The organism is Nitrosomonas sp. HPC101, assembly GCF_009833125.1.
Taxonomy (GTDB): domain Bacteria; phylum Pseudomonadota; class Gammaproteobacteria; order Burkholderiales; family Nitrosomonadaceae; genus Nitrosomonas.
Genome location: NZ_QRCC01000011.1, coordinates 14,751 through 32,299 on the forward strand (window position 1 = coordinate 14,751; position 17,549 = coordinate 32,299).

The 17,549-nt window shown below is 46.9% G+C and carries 19 protein-coding genes and 1 pseudogene; 11 read left to right on the forward strand and 9 right to left on the reverse strand.

Annotated features, from left to right (window positions below):
- The first annotated feature begins 554 nt into the window (after positions 1–554).
- The 4 genes from ABO04_RS08865 to smbP all read left to right on the forward strand — a co-directional run bounded on the left by ABO04_RS08865 (position 555) and on the right by smbP (position 2,270).
- The gene (locus tag ABO04_RS08865; RefSeq protein WP_160810321.1) at positions 555–776 is read left to right on the forward strand and encodes a ChaB family protein; all 222 of its coding nucleotides are present in this window, start codon (positions 555–557) and stop codon (positions 774–776) included.
- Positions 777–950: 174 nt separating this feature from the next.
- Positions 951–1,274, forward strand: a complete 324-nt coding sequence (locus ABO04_RS12325; RefSeq protein ID WP_345853284.1) for a CsbD family protein — start codon at positions 951–953, stop codon at positions 1,272–1,274.
- A 301-nt stretch (positions 1,275–1,575) separates the two neighbouring features.
- Positions 1,576–1,890 carry a hypothetical protein gene (locus tag ABO04_RS08875; protein ID WP_160810322.1) on the forward strand — a complete coding sequence of 105 codons (315 nt, stop codon included), beginning with the start codon at positions 1,576–1,578 and terminating at the stop codon, positions 1,888–1,890.
- Between the two features lie 38 nt (positions 1,891–1,928).
- A complete protein-coding gene (gene smbP / locus ABO04_RS08880; RefSeq protein ID WP_160810323.1) occupies positions 1,929–2,270 on the forward strand; it encodes a small metal-binding protein SmbP in 342 nt (113 codons plus the stop codon).
- A gap of 234 nt (positions 2,271–2,504) precedes the next feature.
- Here the strand turns inward: smbP and ABO04_RS08885 are convergent, their stop codons facing one another.
- Positions 2,505–4,898: a hypothetical protein gene (locus ABO04_RS08885; protein ID WP_240141498.1), complete on the reverse strand. Its 2,394-nt coding sequence runs from the start codon at positions 4,896–4,898 to the stop codon at positions 2,505–2,507.
- A 608-nt stretch (positions 4,899–5,506) separates the two neighbouring features.
- Here ABO04_RS08885 and ABO04_RS08890 point away from each other — a divergent pair.
- Entirely contained in the window at positions 5,507–7,216 is a 1,710-nt protein-coding gene (locus ABO04_RS08890) for a di-heme-cytochrome C peroxidase (RefSeq protein ID WP_205012771.1), read from the forward strand.
- 252 nt (positions 7,217–7,468) lie between these two features.
- Here the strand turns inward: ABO04_RS08890 and ABO04_RS08895 are convergent, their stop codons facing one another.
- The 6 genes from ABO04_RS08895 to ABO04_RS08920 all read right to left on the reverse strand — a co-directional run bounded on the left by ABO04_RS08895 (position 7,469) and on the right by ABO04_RS08920 (position 12,598).
- A complete protein-coding gene (locus tag ABO04_RS08895) occupies positions 7,469–7,921 on the reverse strand; it encodes a DUF3465 domain-containing protein (RefSeq protein WP_160810325.1) in 453 nt (150 codons plus the stop codon).
- A gap of 80 nt (positions 7,922–8,001) precedes the next feature.
- Positions 8,002–8,391 (reverse strand): lysozyme inhibitor LprI family protein, encoded by a 390-nt coding sequence (locus ABO04_RS08900; RefSeq protein ID WP_160810326.1) that lies wholly within the window; start codon positions 8,389–8,391, stop codon positions 8,002–8,004.
- A gap of 87 nt (positions 8,392–8,478) precedes the next feature.
- Positions 8,479–9,162, reverse strand: a complete 684-nt coding sequence (locus ABO04_RS08905) for a hypothetical protein (RefSeq protein WP_160810327.1) — start codon at positions 9,160–9,162, stop codon at positions 8,479–8,481.
- Between the two features lie 1,020 nt (positions 9,163–10,182).
- Positions 10,183–10,938 carry an SDR family NAD(P)-dependent oxidoreductase gene (locus ABO04_RS08910; protein WP_160810328.1) on the reverse strand — a complete coding sequence of 252 codons (756 nt, stop codon included), beginning with the start codon at positions 10,936–10,938 and terminating at the stop codon, positions 10,183–10,185.
- Between the two features lie 62 nt (positions 10,939–11,000).
- Complete coding sequence (locus ABO04_RS08915) at positions 11,001–11,405, reverse strand: VOC family protein (RefSeq protein WP_160810329.1); 405 nt, start codon at positions 11,403–11,405, stop codon at positions 11,001–11,003.
- A gap of 509 nt (positions 11,406–11,914) precedes the next feature.
- Positions 11,915–12,598: a class I SAM-dependent methyltransferase gene (locus ABO04_RS08920; protein ID WP_160810330.1), complete on the reverse strand. Its 684-nt coding sequence runs from the start codon at positions 12,596–12,598 to the stop codon at positions 11,915–11,917.
- Positions 12,599–12,812: 214 nt separating this feature from the next.
- On the opposite strand from ABO04_RS08920, the pseudogene ABO04_RS08925 reads away from it, so the two are divergent.
- From ABO04_RS08925 to ABO04_RS08935, 3 genes and pseudogenes are all read left to right on the forward strand, one after another.
- Positions 12,813–13,013 (forward strand): annotated as a pseudogene (locus tag ABO04_RS08925) (phage integrase N-terminal SAM-like domain-containing protein); the annotation flags it as partial.
- A gap of 45 nt (positions 13,014–13,058) precedes the next feature.
- Positions 13,059–13,250, forward strand: coding sequence for an SDR family NAD(P)-dependent oxidoreductase (locus ABO04_RS08930; RefSeq protein WP_160810331.1), 192 nt, complete (start codon positions 13,059–13,061; stop codon positions 13,248–13,250).
- Between the two features lie 64 nt (positions 13,251–13,314).
- Positions 13,315–13,593 (forward strand): hypothetical protein, encoded by a 279-nt coding sequence (locus ABO04_RS08935; protein ID WP_160810332.1) that lies wholly within the window; start codon positions 13,315–13,317, stop codon positions 13,591–13,593.
- On the opposite strand, the gene ABO04_RS12260 is transcribed toward ABO04_RS08935, so the two are convergent.
- Both ABO04_RS12260 and ABO04_RS08945 read right to left on the reverse strand, forming a co-directional pair.
- The gene (locus tag ABO04_RS12260) at positions 13,535–13,762 is read right to left on the reverse strand and encodes an AAA family ATPase (RefSeq protein ID WP_345853318.1); all 228 of its coding nucleotides are present in this window, start codon (positions 13,760–13,762) and stop codon (positions 13,535–13,537) included. The genes ABO04_RS08935 and ABO04_RS12260 overlap by 59 nt on opposite strands.
- Positions 13,763–13,972: 210 nt before the next feature.
- Complete coding sequence (locus ABO04_RS08945; protein ID WP_160810333.1) at positions 13,973–14,257, reverse strand: H-NS histone family protein; 285 nt, start codon at positions 14,255–14,257, stop codon at positions 13,973–13,975.
- 290 nt (positions 14,258–14,547) lie between these two features.
- On the opposite strand from ABO04_RS08945, the gene ABO04_RS08950 reads away from it, so the two are divergent.
- From ABO04_RS08950 to ABO04_RS08960, 3 genes are read left to right on the forward strand one after another with little or no spacing between them, the layout of a single operon-like run.
- Positions 14,548–15,798, forward strand: coding sequence for an ABC transporter substrate-binding protein (locus tag ABO04_RS08950; RefSeq protein ID WP_205012772.1), 1,251 nt, complete (start codon positions 14,548–14,550; stop codon positions 15,796–15,798).
- Positions 15,799–15,800: 2 nt separating this feature from the next.
- Positions 15,801–16,700, forward strand: coding sequence for a sugar ABC transporter permease (locus tag ABO04_RS08955; RefSeq protein WP_160810334.1), 900 nt, complete (start codon positions 15,801–15,803; stop codon positions 16,698–16,700).
- Complete coding sequence (locus ABO04_RS08960) at positions 16,697–17,527, forward strand: carbohydrate ABC transporter permease (protein WP_160810335.1); 831 nt, start codon at positions 16,697–16,699, stop codon at positions 17,525–17,527. The genes ABO04_RS08955 and ABO04_RS08960 overlap by 4 nt, the downstream gene beginning before the upstream one ends.
- Positions 17,528–17,549 lie beyond the last annotated feature (22 nt).

Sequence of the window (17,549 nt, forward strand, 5' to 3'; positions counted from 1 at the left end):
GCGAGACATAATGTACGACCATGTGAGGCTTGACTAGAGGTTCCTAAGTTCATCCATTGGTTTTTAACCCCTCCACATGAGAGCCGCTTGGATCTACTTGTGCTTTGGCTCATCATCATTCTTACATCACTAAATGACAGGATTTATCAAACTAAATAATCGTAATTTTATGATTAATATCAAACGGTTATGACTGCAACAAATATTTAATGTAAAAATATTGAACGATATAAGATATTAGTACACTTTCTTTATAAGAGAAATAAGAATAGTTCCGATCGCAACATAATCACTTTTTAGAGGATGGATCATGACTATTACTCATCATAAAACTTGTCTTTTACCAGAATGGTTATTCGTAATGATGCCAATACACGAATCCCATTGTTTCAATAAAAAACTCTCTATTTTCTTAAATAAATTCTTTGTCAGATAAACAAGGAATTTACACATTTTTATTTTTATTCAGTTAACTGGATCTGTATAAATCTGATTTACTGGATATCAGTTACACAAACAATCGATCTTACTTTTTGCTAAATGGAGATTTTTATATGCCTTACAAAAAGAACGAAGATCTGCCAGAAAACGTTATTCATATTCTGTCTTCTCATGCGCAAGATATTTACCGCGCTGCATTTAACAGTGCATGGAAAGAGCATGCCAACCCAGCAGATAGAAACGAAGAGAATTCCCGGGAAGAAACTGCTCATAAGCTTGCATGGAATGCAGTTAAGAAACCGTACCGGAAAGAGGGGGATAAGTGGACAAGATAATAAATATTTATTTTGTTTATCAATCTTTCAAATCAGGTATCACTCAGATCATCCCACTGTGGCTTTTAAGTTTAATGCTTAATTATTTTGAGTCATGAGCCCGGTAGATGAGAAATTATTTCTGCATATGGAGAATATATGAAACATACCTACTCAACCAGTGATCTGGGATGTTTGAAGTTCAATAAAAGAAGAGAAGCCATCGGTTGGAATATAGTTGAAAGAAACTGGAAGGAATTAAAAGGCACACTTAAAGAAACATGGTGCGATATGACTGATGATGAGCTGGATGTCATTGCAGGCAAACGTGAGCAACTGGTGGGAAAAATCCAAACCAAATATGAAGTTGCAAGAGAAGAGGCTGAAAAACAGGTTAACGCTTTTGTTCAAAATTGCGATAACCGCAGGAAGAAGCCAACCGGCAGGCTGTATTTCGGCGCCCGGCAAAAAAATGAATTTGTTCTGGGAAATGATAATCGAACCATCATGCAGAAATGATGATTCGATTTAAAGAGCAGAACGGTATTTATGAAACAGCAATAAGTACTGGGACTGCGCAGGCGAGTTGGAATCTCGCCCGTATTACACAAGTAGCAAATGAAACTCTTTTTACTTATTAAATTAACAGGAGTTAACCATGGAGAAGCTGAATATTTTATCAGCATTAGCTGTTACTTCTACCATAACTGCTTTTGCAGGCTTGCAACTCTGCCTCCAGTAGTACAGAAATAGATTTAAAGTGGATGCAACCGGAGAAAGACTAATCGTAGCGTCTTATAAACATACGAGGATATTCAAAATGAAAGCTTACATCCCCAAAGTAAAACTTTCTATTTTAGTTCCAGTAACCTTACTGTCCGGATTTTTTCTGACAGGAAGTACCGTAGCAACAGCCGATCCTGCTTCAGACAACAATCGCACAAACAATGAGCAATACGAAAAGAAGGAAGATGCCAGAAAATATGATCAGCGAAATGATTTGGATGAAAGTAGAAGAGGCATAGAAGGTACAGTAGTACCTGAAACTGATAGCAATTCAACTTATCAGCAAAATCACAATCCTCGCAATCCGTCAGAACAGTCTCCCGCAGAGATTATGCCGGACAGGAACTAATCTACATCAAGATCATTTTCGACAAAAAGAGGAAAGTTATGAAAAAAACATTATCAATCTTATCGAGTATTTTCATTCTGTCTCTATTTACGCCCAGCTCAGTCAGTGCACAGGTAGAGGATATTTATCTGCAAGAGGCAATCAAGCAAACGGAAGCTGTGGTTCTAGCAGTAGACGTCATGACTATGACACAACTGGCGCAGGAAGCAGAAAAGTATGCTGTTGAAGTTAAATCAACACATCCCGAAGACAAGCACCTTCAGGAAGGATTGGAACACCTGGATGACGTTATAAAGGAATCTCGGGCTGGAGAAGCTGCCGCAGCCAGAAAAGCAGCTATTGTTGCATTGAGTAAATTTAACCAAATTGAGAGCAAATAAATACAGACCAGGGCTTGGAATGACAGAACAAAACTATGTTACTCCAAGTCCTGAAGTTCTCAAATTTTGAAGACCCCCAGATTTTTAGTCCTACTTGGATTGAATATACTACATACATTGAAACGCTGATCGATCTGTTCGGACATTATCCTCAGACAGAGAAATTAACCCGTCGTTTTTAACGGACTCTACTGCTGAGAATGGGGAGATTACCTACCAATTTGCCATCGCTGGTTAACGCTGCTTCATAGCCGGTACTGGTTCCGGCACTGGGGCGTTAACTGCTGGATCAGGAGAAATGGCCGGTTCATTTTTGGCTTTTTCCGTGGCAGATCGGGGCGTGCCGTTAACTTCGGTTTGTTTGCCTTCAGCCTCCTTCGCTTCAGGCGATGCCGGCAAAGTTCCCTTTGCTGCCGCCGGATCATCTGTTTCAGCCGATTCTGCATTGCCTGTTAAAAAGCGGTCTTTCAATGTACCGATATGGCCTTTCAGCGTGTCGATCGTGCCTTTATTAAGGTAGCCACTTTGCACGAGATAAGCAATGCTCCCCAGCAAAAGCAGAATAAAAAGATAAAACTTCCATGGACGTTTTTTTTCTGCATAAGGGTCGGTAAGCGAACGCTGGGCACCTGCTGGCAACACCGCCATTTGTGTCAGTGATGTACCGAACGGAATATTGATGATTGCCCGTGTATTAACCGCCCAGCCATTGCCATCAAGCAATGGCGCCAGGTTACGCTTTCTGAGCTTGAGAAAGGCGATCAGGACGGAAGGCCCGGATATCACAAGAATCAGGCCGAGGACTGCAAGCGGCATTTGCCACCAGACCAGACTCAGAAAACCGGTGACAACCGACGCAATCGCAGTACCAATAGCACCAATAGCAAGGCCGATGGCCGCAAAAATACCGGCAAATTTACCGACATCAAAAGGCGCTGCCGGTGGTTTGCCTGCTTCCGTTTTTTGTGAAACATCTGCAATTCCCGCTGCTGCCTGATCCTGAACAGATTTTTCACGCGCACTGGCCACCTTCTCGATTTGTTCACCAATCATTTTGCCAATGCGTTTGTACGGGTACCAGAAAGCCTGACGAACACTGATGGGATGCTCGATGATCCTGATGATGGTGGCATCCCAGTCCTGTCCTTTCCGGTCATAAAAAATACCATTCCGACCCACCATCAGATTGTCGGCATCGCCGTTTGTAAAAGCGGCCGCAATAATCATGGTTTCATTGCCACCCTCGCGCCGGCATTCACAATAAGCCAGATAGGTTCCGCTCAAACCGGCCATGCTGCTGTGCTTCCCGATATCGTCGACACGCAGACAGAAATCGCAGCGACGGCCATCCAGATAAAGCGAGCCTGTCTGAAAAATAGCCTTGTTTTGTGCCGTGTAGAAATCACGAAAGGAAACAAAGTTGTTCAGAAGCTGAAAAAGATGACGGTGATAGCGAATCAACTTCTCAACCGAGTTGATGGCATCGGATACGTTTGCAAGCGCCTGATCCTTCTGCAATAACGCGCCAATGCCGTCCTGAAAACCGCCAGCCAGGATCATGCGTACACGCTGGATCCCGAGGCTTTCCACCATCGCTCCCTGTTTAACGTCCAGCCATGTTTGGTGTGCCGCAAATCGATCACAAAGCGTATGCCATTCATCTGCACTCAAATGCGTCTTGCTTCCCAGCAGAGGTTGAATGACCTGGTGTTTGAGCGCATTGATTGCATCGATCCAGGCCGGATTGATGCCTTCATCAAGCGGCAGCGGTTTATTTGCCTCGATTTTTGCAAGCGGCAATGTGGCGAGCTGTTCGGTGGTACTGGAGAGATTGGTATTGGCAAGCGCCTCGTAATCCGATAAAGCCGGATTCAGCGGATCACCTGCCTTTTGATCGAATTCAACCAGGTTACAGCGGGTAAAGTAATCCTCTATTTTAGCCCTGACTGTATCAAAGATTGTTCTGGCTGCTTCTGTATGTTCTCCCAGCGGCAATATCCCGGCGGCATCCTGTTCCGCATCCTGCCACCATTGCGCATAGGCTTTCACCTCGGTAAAGAATTGCTCAACCTGTTCTGCTGAAATGCCCGGCTGCCCGGATCGATCCTGTAGCGGCTCGACACATTTCATTATGTCCTCAATCACGCCCTGGGTTTCGGTATCACTAGCCGATGCGGCAGGAATGATACCGTCACCATTGAACTGGGTGCTGGCAAAAATCTTGTTGATATCAGCCGTATCTTCCACTGCAATGGCCACTTCATCCTGTTTGCCAGTGTTGTGCAGGATTTGTCTGGCCGACGATAGCAATGTGGCGCCTTCCGGGGTGCTGTCATCGATTGCATCCAGTTGCAGTACATCCGATCCACGCGTGAGATCTTCCGGATTTTTGAGAACGGAGCATGTCCACTGGACTGCCGCGATAATTTCGGGAACACGGATATGGCCATCACCATCTGCATCAATAAACTCAAGCGTCTTGTCATCAAACTCCAGGTTGGCGGTGGGACAACTGAGTGCGGCCCACAGCTTGGGATCAAGCTCCCCAAGGAATCTGATATCGTCTCCCGTCTCCAAACGTACCTGGTCAAAGCCACCCGATCTGAAAAAACGCCATTTATGAGTCATATTCATTCCTTGTTCCCCTTACATAAATTAAATACCTGAAAAATATCCAAGTCGCTTACAGCAAGATCGATCAAGACCAACGGAAAGTATTTTACAGGAAACAGGTTTATCCAAATTTGCGACTAATTCATTTGCGAGCGCACACCCGCTTCAACCAGTGCGCGCGGGTTGTCGCTCTGATTGTTGTCTTTCATCTACAACAAGTGTTGATCAAAAGCCACTGCCCGATCACCGGAGGACAAGTCAATCCGGTTTACCACTCTCCATCAAACTCACAACGATCAAGTAACAAGAGAAAACCGTTCCTGTCCTCTGATTACACCCATTCAGCAACTTCTATACTGTCCGCACATCCACTCCAGACTCGGTGTTGGCAACACACATGACTATTCAACACGATGGTCAGGAAAGAACAAACCCGAGAGTCAGCTCAATCTACTTATAAGTTCTCATCGTCCTGTATGCAGAGCCCGCCAGGAACATAAGTTTGATAAAGGCTCATCTCCTGCAAATATCGCTCCCTGTGTGAGTAGAACACCTACATAACTGGAGGCTGCCATGGATGGTATGAACCTTATATTCCGATTCATTCTTCAAGGAGAGCGTAAGTGCTGAAAATCAGGCTTGTATCCCGTATCGCCTCAATATTTTCCTTGCTGTTACCTGCAGTTTCACTCGCTGCAGAACCAGTAGCTGTCGATCAGGGTAGCAAATGGACAGCTTCTGCCAGAAATGATTTCTATAGTCGGGATCAGGGATCCCGGCTTATACCGCTTCGATGGATAGCAGCTTTAAAGCAGCCAAACGGTAAACCATTCATGGACGAAAGCCTTGATCGCTATGGTTATTTGCCCAATAAAGCGAGTGTTCCCGCCGGGCTGCCCGTTGGATTTACTGTTACCAACGAGGAAAGCGGGCAGGTGATCGGTATGAACTGTTCCGCTTGTCATACACGCCAGATTGAGGTTGCCGGTACTGCGTATCGAATTGATGGTGGCCCTGGAATCGTTGATTTCCAGAGCTTCCTCGCCGATCTCGACGTTGCCGTAAATACGGTCTTGACGAACCAACAGGCATTCGCCGATTTCGCTCACGCTGTACTCGGCCCGTCACCCGACTCGAAAGATCAAAAGAAACTACGGGAAGAAGTGGAAGCCTGGCATCTTCCTTACCACACCTTAGTCAAACGTGCACTTCCCTCACAACCCTGGGGGCCCGCAAGGCTTGATGCTGTATCAATGATCTTCAACCGTCTCGCCGGGCTAGATATCGGCCCTGCACCTACCTATATGATTCCCGAAAATATTCAGCCAGCTACCGCACCCGTGCGCTACCCATTTCTCTGGAATGCCGGAATTCAGGATAAAACACAGTGGCCCGGCTTTGCCAATAATGGCAATAAAATACTGGGGCTTTCCCGGAACCTCGGAGAAGTTTTTGGGGTATTTGGTATTTTCCATCCTAAAAAAGATAAGAGCCATCTGCTCGGTATTGACTATCAGAGCAACAATTCGGCTAATTTCCAGGGATTGATCGCATTGGAAAAGCTGATGAACAAAATAGGTGCTCCCAAATGGCCATGGAAAGTAGATCAGACCCTCGCCAGTAAAGGAAAAACAATTTACGAACGCAAGACTGCAGAAGGGGGGTGCGCTGACTGCCACGGCATTATGCCTGGCGACAAGCCAAAAACCTGGAAAACACCCATCATGGATGTCGGCACGGATTCAAAGGAATACGAAATCCTCGGCCGCACCGTGAAAACCGGAGTGCTCGAAGGTGCAAAGATTCCGTTCCTCGCTAAACCACTCAAGCCCGTTGATACTGCCTTCAGCGTTCTGGGAACTGCAGTTCTCGGTACCATTCTTCAGCATTATGTTCCTATTGTCATGCGGACCAAGGATATGGCACAGATAGATAGCCTGGAATTATCAGCGCTTCCACCAGAAACGGAGTCCCTCCAGGATGCATTCATTGCACCACCCGCAGTATCTGAAGAAACATCAGTCTATGCATATGAATCTCGGGTTCTTGAAGGCATCTGGGCAGCTGCACCCTATCTTCATAATGGATCGGTACCAACATTGGCAGAATTGCTAAAGCCGGCAGCCGAACGAGTCAGCTCATTCAAGATTGGCCCGATTTATGACACTGTCAACATCGGAATTGCTGTTGAGCAAACTAAATTTGATTACACGTTGCAAACTACGGATTGCAGCGACCGAAACTCCGGAAACAGTCGTTGCGGTCACGAATTTGGCACAACACTTTCCCCAGATGACAAAAAAGCTTTGCTTGAATATCTCAAAACACTCTAAATAGCCAAGTTAAATCACAGCATAACCCGCTCCTGGTAAGAATTCATTTTCTGGGGCGGGCCTACCCTTCTGATACCATCACATGATCTGTAAGCATTTCCAGCGTTGCTTATAAAAGTCAGCGAAGCAGTCAGTTCAAGGCAAAAGTCGGCGAAAAAAGCGGAGTTTATACGTAATAAATGCGTATTTTGCGCCGACTTTTAACGCAGAAATCACAACGCAGGTAGTTTTTCAGAGATTCCTTAGCCGCAGTCACTGATAGATCTGTCCGTTGTGTTTTAACCACCCTGCCACGTGGGAGCCGTTTGGATCGTGATGTGTCCAATGCACAACGCCCCCTTTTTCATTCCATTCGTACTGCCCCGAGAATTGAATGGCATCCCCTTTTTTGAGAGAGCTTATTCTCAGCGCGAGATCAATATTATGCGCAATCAAAAGCGTTTGACCGGAGCGAAGGGCAATAATGAATTTTTGATGCCTGCTGCCATCATTGTCGTCCGGGAGCAATTTCGTGACAACGCCTTCTCCGGAAACTTGCAGATTACGCTTACGATTTGAGAAAGCATCCGCAAGCGTTGCATCCGTATCATTCTGGCGCTCCGATAAAGTCGAATACTGAAGCCTGTCTGGTATTAATGTATACGGATTGCCGAGATACGCATAGCCGGCAACTATTGCCACCGCCAGTAGTATGAATTTCTGCATGTTGTTACTTCTAATTTATGGGTAAAACCACACCGCTAAGCGAAGGCAAATAGTCAGCCGGATGCACTGGCTGGATTGATTCACCGGCTGCCTCTGCACGCATCACCTTCTTTCCCAGTGAGCCAACCCGAAAGCTGCTCAATACGATGATTAACCAATGCAGCTTGCTCCAAACAACTGCACATTGGGTAGATCGAACCGTATTCCTCACGCTTGTTATCAGCGGGATAAATAGCTTCCATCTCTGCATCCTGGAACACCAGCCATGCGCTTTGCGCCCTACGTAACCTGGTCGTGAAGTTGGCATCGTCTTGATGCTGCTCCAGGAGCTGCCGATAGATGGCATTGAGCTTTTTGTCCGCTTCTCGATACACCTTGCATGCATCATCATTGAGATCAGCTTGCGTCTGTGCGTTCGCAACCGCACATAAAAGCACACAAACAAAAAAGACAGCGGATCGAATATTCATTTTATTGAAGTCTAACGATTGGGTTCAAGAGTGCGATACGACAGCGACGGCATCCCTTGGAGCTCATTGTTATATGTTTAGGTTGTTTCAACGTCGCAGTGAAGATTCGTCTTGATAAGGCATCGACTGCTCCGAATCGAGAGGTTCATACTTCGCCCATAACAAAAACCGTTTGAATTCCATGAGCTCACTCTTGCTGGTTCGGATCGATCCGATCACCATACCACCAAGCCAAAGTCCTAGCACCGCAAACAGGCTGACATACAAGAGGACCTCAACAGACCAATGCGCTGCGGCAACCCCCATGAGCGCCACAAGCCCAGTAATCAAGAAGGTGATGAGGGGATGGATAGAAATCTTACTGTCTATCTCTGTTGATTCCTGTTCATCAAGAAACCTCAGCGCATCATCGATGCTCCCCGAGTATTTTCCCTCCTGTAGATCATTTCGGAAGCGGAGATAACGCAAGTACTGGTAGTCTCGATAGAAGTGTTGAATCCTATCGCTGTAGAGTCGATACTCCTCAGAAAAGGCCGACTTCCTCGCCAAGAACACGCAAATCGCCCACGACACCGCTGAGACTAGCACCCCCGAGAAGAAGAAGAAGAAGGGTAAATTTGCAAACAACAACACCTCGAAAGTGAGGAAGGCAGCCTTTGAAGCCCAGAGACCAAACTTGAGTCTACTGGATGCGCGTTTGTAAATCTGCTTCGCAGCCCAGATTCGCGACGCCGCACGATAAATCGCTATCAGTCGAATAAAGCTGTCCACTAAAATCTAACGTGGAAATAAGGGACAACGCGACCGTGTAGCGCGGCGGTAACCAACAAGTACAGCTTGTTGACTACCCCTTCCACTGTAGAGCCACACGTTTTATAGAGTGGGATAGACAGTCTTTTCATTGTATTGACTGAATTGAATTCGTCCGACCAAATCAATTTGATGGCGTGCTTGCTCTTCGTACCCATATAGACTACCGCAGTAAGCTCCACTGACTGATATGTATTCAGGGCTCAAGGGGAAATTCTTCAGATACGTCAGATTGGACAATGCAGTCGTTTCCCTCCGAAAACTCAATTGATACGTTTCTGGTTAAAGTCTTTCCTTTATTCCATATTTTAAGCCTGTGTTTATTGCTACTAAGTTTAATGAAATTTGCACCAAGGTCGGCTTTTCTGTTGGAGATTAATTCAGACTCCTCTCTCTCAAGTAGGCGTTGATTTAGCTTCTCTTGGCTTGCAATAAGTGACTTATGCTGATTATTAAACTGCACCGTCTTCCATGCCGAATACGCAGAAATTAGAAGCGCCAAACTGGCGACAATGTCACTAACTGTAATTGAAAGTAGCATCATTTGATTTTTATGAACTTGCTGCCCTTGAAAGCTGAAGCAAGTTGTTTCTTGAGTTGATTGGCAAGATCTCAACTGTTAAATTCGATCCGTTTAAAAACGGCCTGATCAGGCACGAAAGAGAATAAAGCGTCAGCACGACCATTTAAGCTCCGAAAAAAGCCCGCATTTCATGGTTATTTATCTAGCCTCACGGACTGTGATCTTGTGAAAACAGTGGTGGTTATAGTACGAGCGGGGATTGAATTTTTCGTCTTTGCGAATTCTGCAGGGATGAAGCAATCCAAAAACAACACTGGCAGCGCTATTGGATTGTCGCGTCGACCTGTAGCGAATATGGAAGCTCTAGTTCGTGCACACCACCGACAGCCGGCATGAACTCTTCCTGCCGAGCCGAACATACTGGCCCGGCAGTTTAAACTGGTGCTGACTGGCTGCCGTTACACGCTCAGGTATCCACCATCGACCACGATCTGAGATCCACTCACAAACGATGCCTTGTTTGACAGCAGGAAGCAGACGACTTCTGCGACCTCCCCGGGCTCGCCCAGTCGACCGATGGGATGCAGGTGCTCCAGAGTCGACTTCAGATCTGTATCCGTCCACTGCGCGATAAGCGGCGTCATGATATAGCCCGGATGCACGGAGTTAATCCGAATTCCCTGCTTGCTGTACTCGATTGCTGCAGACTTGGTCAGGCCGGCAACACCGTGCTTTGAGGCACAATACGCGCCCAGGTTGGCGATGCCAGTCAGACCAGCGATAGATGAAGTGTTGACGATGGCGCCGCCACCCGCCGCCAAAATCGCCGGTATCTGGTAGCGCATGCCATAGAAAACACCATTCAGATTCACATCGATAACGCCGCGCCATTCCTCGGGCGACAATTCGCCCACATGTTTTTCTGCTCCGATGATGCCGGCGTTGTTGAAGGCCAGATGCAGTGCACCGAACGTTTTTTTAGCAAATTCAACCGTGGCCGCAGCGTCTTCTTCTTTGGCTACGTTAGCGCGAAACGCTGCCGCTTTTCCTCCGGCCTGAGTGAGTTCCTCAGCAACCGATTCCGCAGCCTCAAGACTGATATCAGATAAAACCACGGACGCTCCCCCAGCGCAAAGGAGTCGTGCCGCTTCGGCACCAATGCCTGAACCGCCCCCCGAAACAATTGCAACCTTCCCAAGAAATTCTGTTGACATCACTAAATCTCCTATCGTGGTGGTAATTCGGTCAATGTAGTCTATAGACTGAAGCAGTACAGTTACATCGAATGAAAGCCAATCATATTGCCCTCGGTATCGTTGACAAGGGCGATAAAGCCATGCTTGCCAATTGAGAATTTTTCCTTGAAAATACTGCCTCCATTCTCGGCGGCACGGGCAGCTTGCACAGCACAATCCTCACACCCGAAATAAATCAGTGTGCCACCGCACCCGGAAGGAACGCCAGTCATTTTTACCAGCATTCCGCAGGCGCCATAAGTGGTTTGAGCAGTATCTTTATCTGAGGGGAAGCCCCACATTTCCATATCTTCGCATTCAGTGGTAGGGGCGGGCATCTTTTCCAGTGTAACTGCAAGTACAGCTTCATAGAACGCTTTCGCACGTTCCATGTCCTGGACGTAAATTTCAAACCAGACGACGGGATTACTTTGATTGCGTTTCATGGAATTCCTCCTTTGAGGTGGTCGAGTAAAGTCTAACGCCAGAATTAAGCCGTGCCGCGAGCGACATCGGCTTGAGTGAAACGTTAGGTGCCAACCCGGACAGCGGCGCCTACCAATTCATCATACTCCCAGAACTCGACACTGTCCGGTACAAGATGTCTGCTGAAGATATTAGCCGCACGAGCTTTCCCCGTTCCCTCGCCAAAGATCTCTGAGCACGAACATGATTTTCCGGTACTCTGAGAGGAGCTGCGTGGAAATAGCACATGGCCTTGTTCTAAACCGTCAGCTTGGCATCTGGAGTATTGTGCCCGGACGTCTATCGGTGCGACTTGCACTCAACAAGGATCTTCTGCTACTCGCAGTCCAGATCAAAAGCAGCATCTTCTTTGTCACTCAACCACGTGAGTATTTGATCTTGCTCCTAAACGCTGGACTTACCATTGGCACCTAATGCAGAGCTAGACAAGCCGCTGGAGTAACAGAAGTAGGTCGGCTTAAGTGCTGGGTTAGACAGACTTGATAACCAGCATTTCATTACCGTCTCTCTGAAACTCATAAGGTACGCGTATGGTGTTTACGCTAAGTCCTTTGACTAAGAAATATTCATTTACCGATTTGAGATATGGCGATGATGCGCCGTCAAGAGCAAGCAACGGGAATATTCTAATTTCGTGTGCTACACGCAACATTTCTTGAAGTGTTTGGATATGGAACTCCACTGATAAGTGTGCGCTGTACAAGAATAGAAAATGGGAAGACACGGCAATGTCGAATTGTTTGCTCTCAAAAGGCAAGGAAGGCAATTCGCCTGCGACGTACCGGCCATTTTGCTTTCCCACACTGAAATCAGAGAAAAAATCTTCCATCGCAGACATGCGAATTTTGCCAAGTTGCTCGACCGATGGAATATTTTCCCAAACATAATCATCTTGATTTTTGCGCATCTGGGCTATCACGGTTTCATATGTTTCGGCTACACGGCTTCTGATTTGCGTTGTATTAAAAACATAGATCGGATCAACGGAGACGACACTTCCACCGCGTTTAGTCAACATGGAATTGAACGCGGCGGGACCATCTCCGCAGCCGAGAAAGCGAAGGCTCAAATCTTTATTGGTGAGGTTGAACATGCTGACGTATTCGTAATACGAACGTCCCCACGGAACGACTTTATCTAGCATAAATCCCATAACCGACCTGCTTGTCTAACGTAGTGCGAGGTGAGTAACATCCTCGCGTGGTTGAGCCATACGAAGTATGGCGATGCCCAAAAGGGCGTCGCGGTGAAATTAAGTAAACACCTGGTCAGGTACATAATAATCTTTAAACACGGGTGCATAGTTCTATAAAACGGCCTGTTTCTCTTGCATTTACCATGCTTACTTATTTTTGTATCGCCCTGTTATGAGCTATACAAATACATCGCCGAAACTGCTGGATCAAGTCCGCGACCGTATTCGTACCGAAACCCAATATGCGCAATGGATAAAGCGTTTTATTCTATTCCACGGCACACGCCATCCACAAGAAATGAGGGGCACGGAGACAGAGGCATTTTTAACTCATTTGGCAGTGGTTGGTAAGGTATCGGCCTCGACCCAAAACTAGGAGTTGTCAGCGTTGCTGTTTTTGTAGTATGGCACTGTTATCATGCACCGGCTGGATGTCACTCATCCTGATCAGATCAATGCTCTGGCAGAGGCGCTCGCAGAATACCCGATTGATCTGCTGATCAATAATGCGGGCGTTTATTATGAGAAATATGACCAGCCGAAGCAGGCTATTGATTATGCTGCCTGGGCGGATACGTTTCGCGTGAATACCATAGTGCCATGCGGGTGAGTCAGGCGTTGCTTCCGCATATACAGCGCAGTCAGAAACGTTTGATTGCAGTGATCACCAGCACATGGGTTCGATTGCAGGGATCGAACGTCCTGACAGTTACTATTACCGCTCCAGCAAAGCCGCATTGAATGCTGCCATGAAGGGATTCTCACTGGAAGTAAGCGCACTCAAGATCGGGGTGCTGCTGCACCCGGGCTGGGTGCGAACACGCATGGGCGGCCCGGACGGGCTGCTTTTGCCGCAGGAAAGCATCGAGGGCATGCGCGCCAGGGTGGAAGCATTCACCCTAACGGACAGTGGTCGATTCTTTCGTTATGATGGTAGTGAAATTCCCTGGTGAGCTGGTTCATGCGATACCAAACAATTGCCCTTGTTAAAAGGGCAATTGCAAGTGATACCGAGCCAGCGCGGACGAAAGAGAAATAATACTTGCCTTTCGCTGCCAACTTCAGCGCGAACGGTGTTTTATCAACATAACAATACGATTCTTCTCGAATCTCGCGAAAAATCTAAATAGTGACAGGGAGTTCTTTGCGCGACAAATTTTCCAATACAAAAAAATCAGTCAACAGTAAATACATTACTTGCAATCTTTAATTTCCTGTAAATTGTAAATTGCACTTACATTTCATAAATATATTGCATATCACTGTAATTGCTGCATTTACAGACACATTCATAAAATGGGCATCAGCCTTACCTGAAAAACAAATCTGCAATCAGATCAACAGATCTTTAAGGTCTCCACCAGATTCAAGGTGTTCCACTACCCATTTAGGCTGGCGTCCACGTCCGGACCAGGTTTGGTTTCCCTTTTTGTATACCGCAGGAGATTTAGGTTTTCTCCGTTTTTCACCCAACCCTAAATCTTTCTCTGTCAAATCATATAACTGAATCTTTGCTTTGATATCTTCAATAACATCAGCAATTTCTTTAGCACGAATTTCATCCGCCTGTTTCTGCAGTTTTCTGATTTGCTCTTGAACTTCACTATAGGTTGGCATTATTCTTTTCATCCTTAAATTAAAATAAAACGTATGCAACATTTCGTTATTTTACCGTTACTCGTTCCATAAAACAGCAATAACTCACTCTATACAACCCCGAAATTCTTTTCTTATGAACACAACCGAATATATCTATTTCAATCTTCGGATACTGCGAAACACGGTATCGTATTTCTCTGGCCTGTTTCGGATTGAACCCCTTCTTGAAAATTTCAGAAATGTACCGGATTAGTACATGCTCCATCCAGTCACACTATTGGTTTTCCCAGATCATCAGGAATAAATGAGTGATCAGCATCCGTTTGATTTCCACCTTATGCATTATTAGCCTGACCATGCTGGCGGGTTGCAGTGATCAAAAAAAGAAAGAGGTCACATCGACCTTAAACTGGTATGTTTTCAACGAACCTTCTGGCGCATTTGCCACAGCAGCTCGTAATTGTTCCGAAAACTCTCGAAATACCTATCAAATCAAGCTGGTGCCATTGCCTGTTGACCCCGATCAGCAACGGGAACAACTGGTGCGCAGACTAGCCGCTGGCGACCAATCAATTGATATCATTGGCATGGATGTCATCTGGACAGCGGAATTTGCGCAAGCGGGATGGATTTTGCCCTGGCGCAGCGAGATGAAGAAAGAAGCACTTGCAGGCCGACTTTCTGCGCCGTTGCAAAGCGTGATGTACCAGGACGAAATGTGGGGAGTACCGTATACCACTAACGCGCAGCTGTTGTGGTACCGTACCGACAGGATCAAAGAAGCGCCCGCAACCTGGGATGAAATGATTCATCTGGCCGAAACACTGGGTGAGTCAGGCATCATCCAGGCGCAGGGCGAACGCTATGAGGGACTGACCGCGTTTTTTATTTCATTACTGGCCACGGCTGGTGGATCCGTGCTGGATACACGCCATGAAAAGATTTCACTGGCGCAACAACCAACCCTCCAGGCCCTTTCTACGATGGCCCGTTTTGCTAACTCATCTGCAGCAGATCGCACCTTATCAACAACCCGGGAAGATCAGGCACGCCTGGCTTTTGAAACGGGTCATTCCAGCTTCATGGTCAATTACACATTTGTGTGGTCAAGCATACAGCAGAATGCACCCGGAATCGCCCCGCATATCGGCTGGGCACGCTGGCCTTCATTATCTAAAGACAAGCCGGGCCGAACGGCGATTGGCGGTATCAATCTGGCTGTCAGTGCCCATTCCCGCTACGCGCAGTCAGCCTTTCAGGCGGCTGTCTGTATTGCTTCAGAACAGCACCAGCGTATTGCTGCCACGCTGGGCGGCTTGCCGCCTACCATTGCTGCTTTATATGATGACACCAGAATTCGTGAGACCTTTCCTTTTGCGGATGTCCTGCGCGCTACGCTGCGCGATGCTGTGCAGCGCCCGCAAACACCGCTGTATAACGATGTTTCCCTGGCCATCAGCCGTACGTTACATCCTATGCGTAATATCGAACCCGATAAAGATTATATTCGACTGCGCGATGCAATCAGCCGGGCACTGAGTTCAAAGGGACTGCTTTGACTATGCCGCGGCGCAACGAACAGCCCAAACAGCGGCAGCGACGACATAACGAATGGTATCAGGCCTGGCTGTTATGCGCCCCGGCGGTGCTGGTACTGATCCTGATAACGGCTTATCCGATTCTATACGCCATATGGCTGTCATTTTTTCAGTATGATTTGCGCTTTCCTGATCAACGTACTTTCATCGGTCTGGATAATTACATCAGCATTCTGACTTCCGAAGTATGGTGGCAGGCTTTCGGTAATACCTTCATCCTTACTGTCAGCTCGGTCACGCTGGAATTGATGGTGGCGTTTCCACTGGCACTGATCATGTATCACACTGTACTCTGGCGTTATGCAGTACGAACAGCGACGTTGCTGCCCTATGCGATCACGACTATTATTGCCGCCTTCGCCTGGAAATTCGCTTTTGATCCGACTACCGGTTTTATCAACGCGCTATCAGGCATGGAACAAGCATGGTTGACACAGAGCTGGTCATCGTTTCTTGTCATTATTCTCACAGAAATCTGGAAAACCACGCCATTTATGGCACTCATGCTGCTGGCAGGGTTGACACTGGTGCCACACGAGCTGATTCAGGCTGCACGTGCAGATGGCGCCAATGCCTGGCAACGCTTTATGAAAATCACCCTGCCCCTGGCAAAGCCCGCCATTCTGGTTGCGGTGCTGTTTCGTATGCTGGATGCATTCCGGATTTTTGATACGGTGTTCATATTGACTCGTGGCGCACAGGGTACTGAGACGGTTTCAATGGTTGGCTATAACACATTGATTGTCAGTCTCAATTTAGGACTGGGATCCGCTGTTTCAGTATTGATATTCATCAGTATGCTGATTATTTCTGCATTATTTATCTGGGGGTTTAACATAAAGACAGGAGTAGATCAGAAATGAAGAAAAGCATCGTGGAAAACGTTTTCTGGGTGATGAGTAACGTTCTGGTTATTGCTTATGCCGTTATACCTATGCTATGGATTGTATCGCTCTCCCTAAAACGAGGCAGCGACCTGAACGACCAGCAATTTTTCCCGCAAACTATTAGCTTTGAACATTACCGGAACATCTTCTCGGACATGCAGTTTGCGTCTGCAATCTTAAATTCCATCGGCATTGCTTCGATCGCCGCTTTGTTTTCCGTTCTCCTTGGCATGCTCGCAGCTTATGCAATCGTCCGGCTGGAATTTCCCGGCCGCCGCCTGATGCTGATCGGCATATTGATGACAGCGATGTTCCCGCCTGTTGCCATTATCGGCCCGTTGTTTGATATATGGCGCATCACTGGATTGTACGATACCTGGCTGGGGCTGATCCTGCCTTATATGACATTCACTTTACCTTTGGCAATCTGGATACTGGCTGCTTTTTTCCGCGAGATTCCATGGGATCTGGAGAAAGCGGCGCGTATCGATGGTGCCACCACCGTGCAATCCTTTATCCGCATCATGGTGCCATTGGCTGCCCCCAGTGTATTCACTACTGCCATCCTGGTGTTTATTTTTGCATGGAACGATTTCTTATTCGCCATTTCGCTGACTTCAACTGATAATGCTCGTACGGTACCGGCAGCAATTGCCTTTTTTACCGGTAGTTCCCGTTTTGAATTGCCTATCGGTTCAATTGCAGCTGCTTCAGTAGTTGTTACCGTTCCAGTGATGATAATCGTATTGTTTTTTCAACAGCGTATCATCGCCGGCCTCACGTCGGGTGCAATAAAAGGTTGATATGCCAGAGGATTAAACAGCC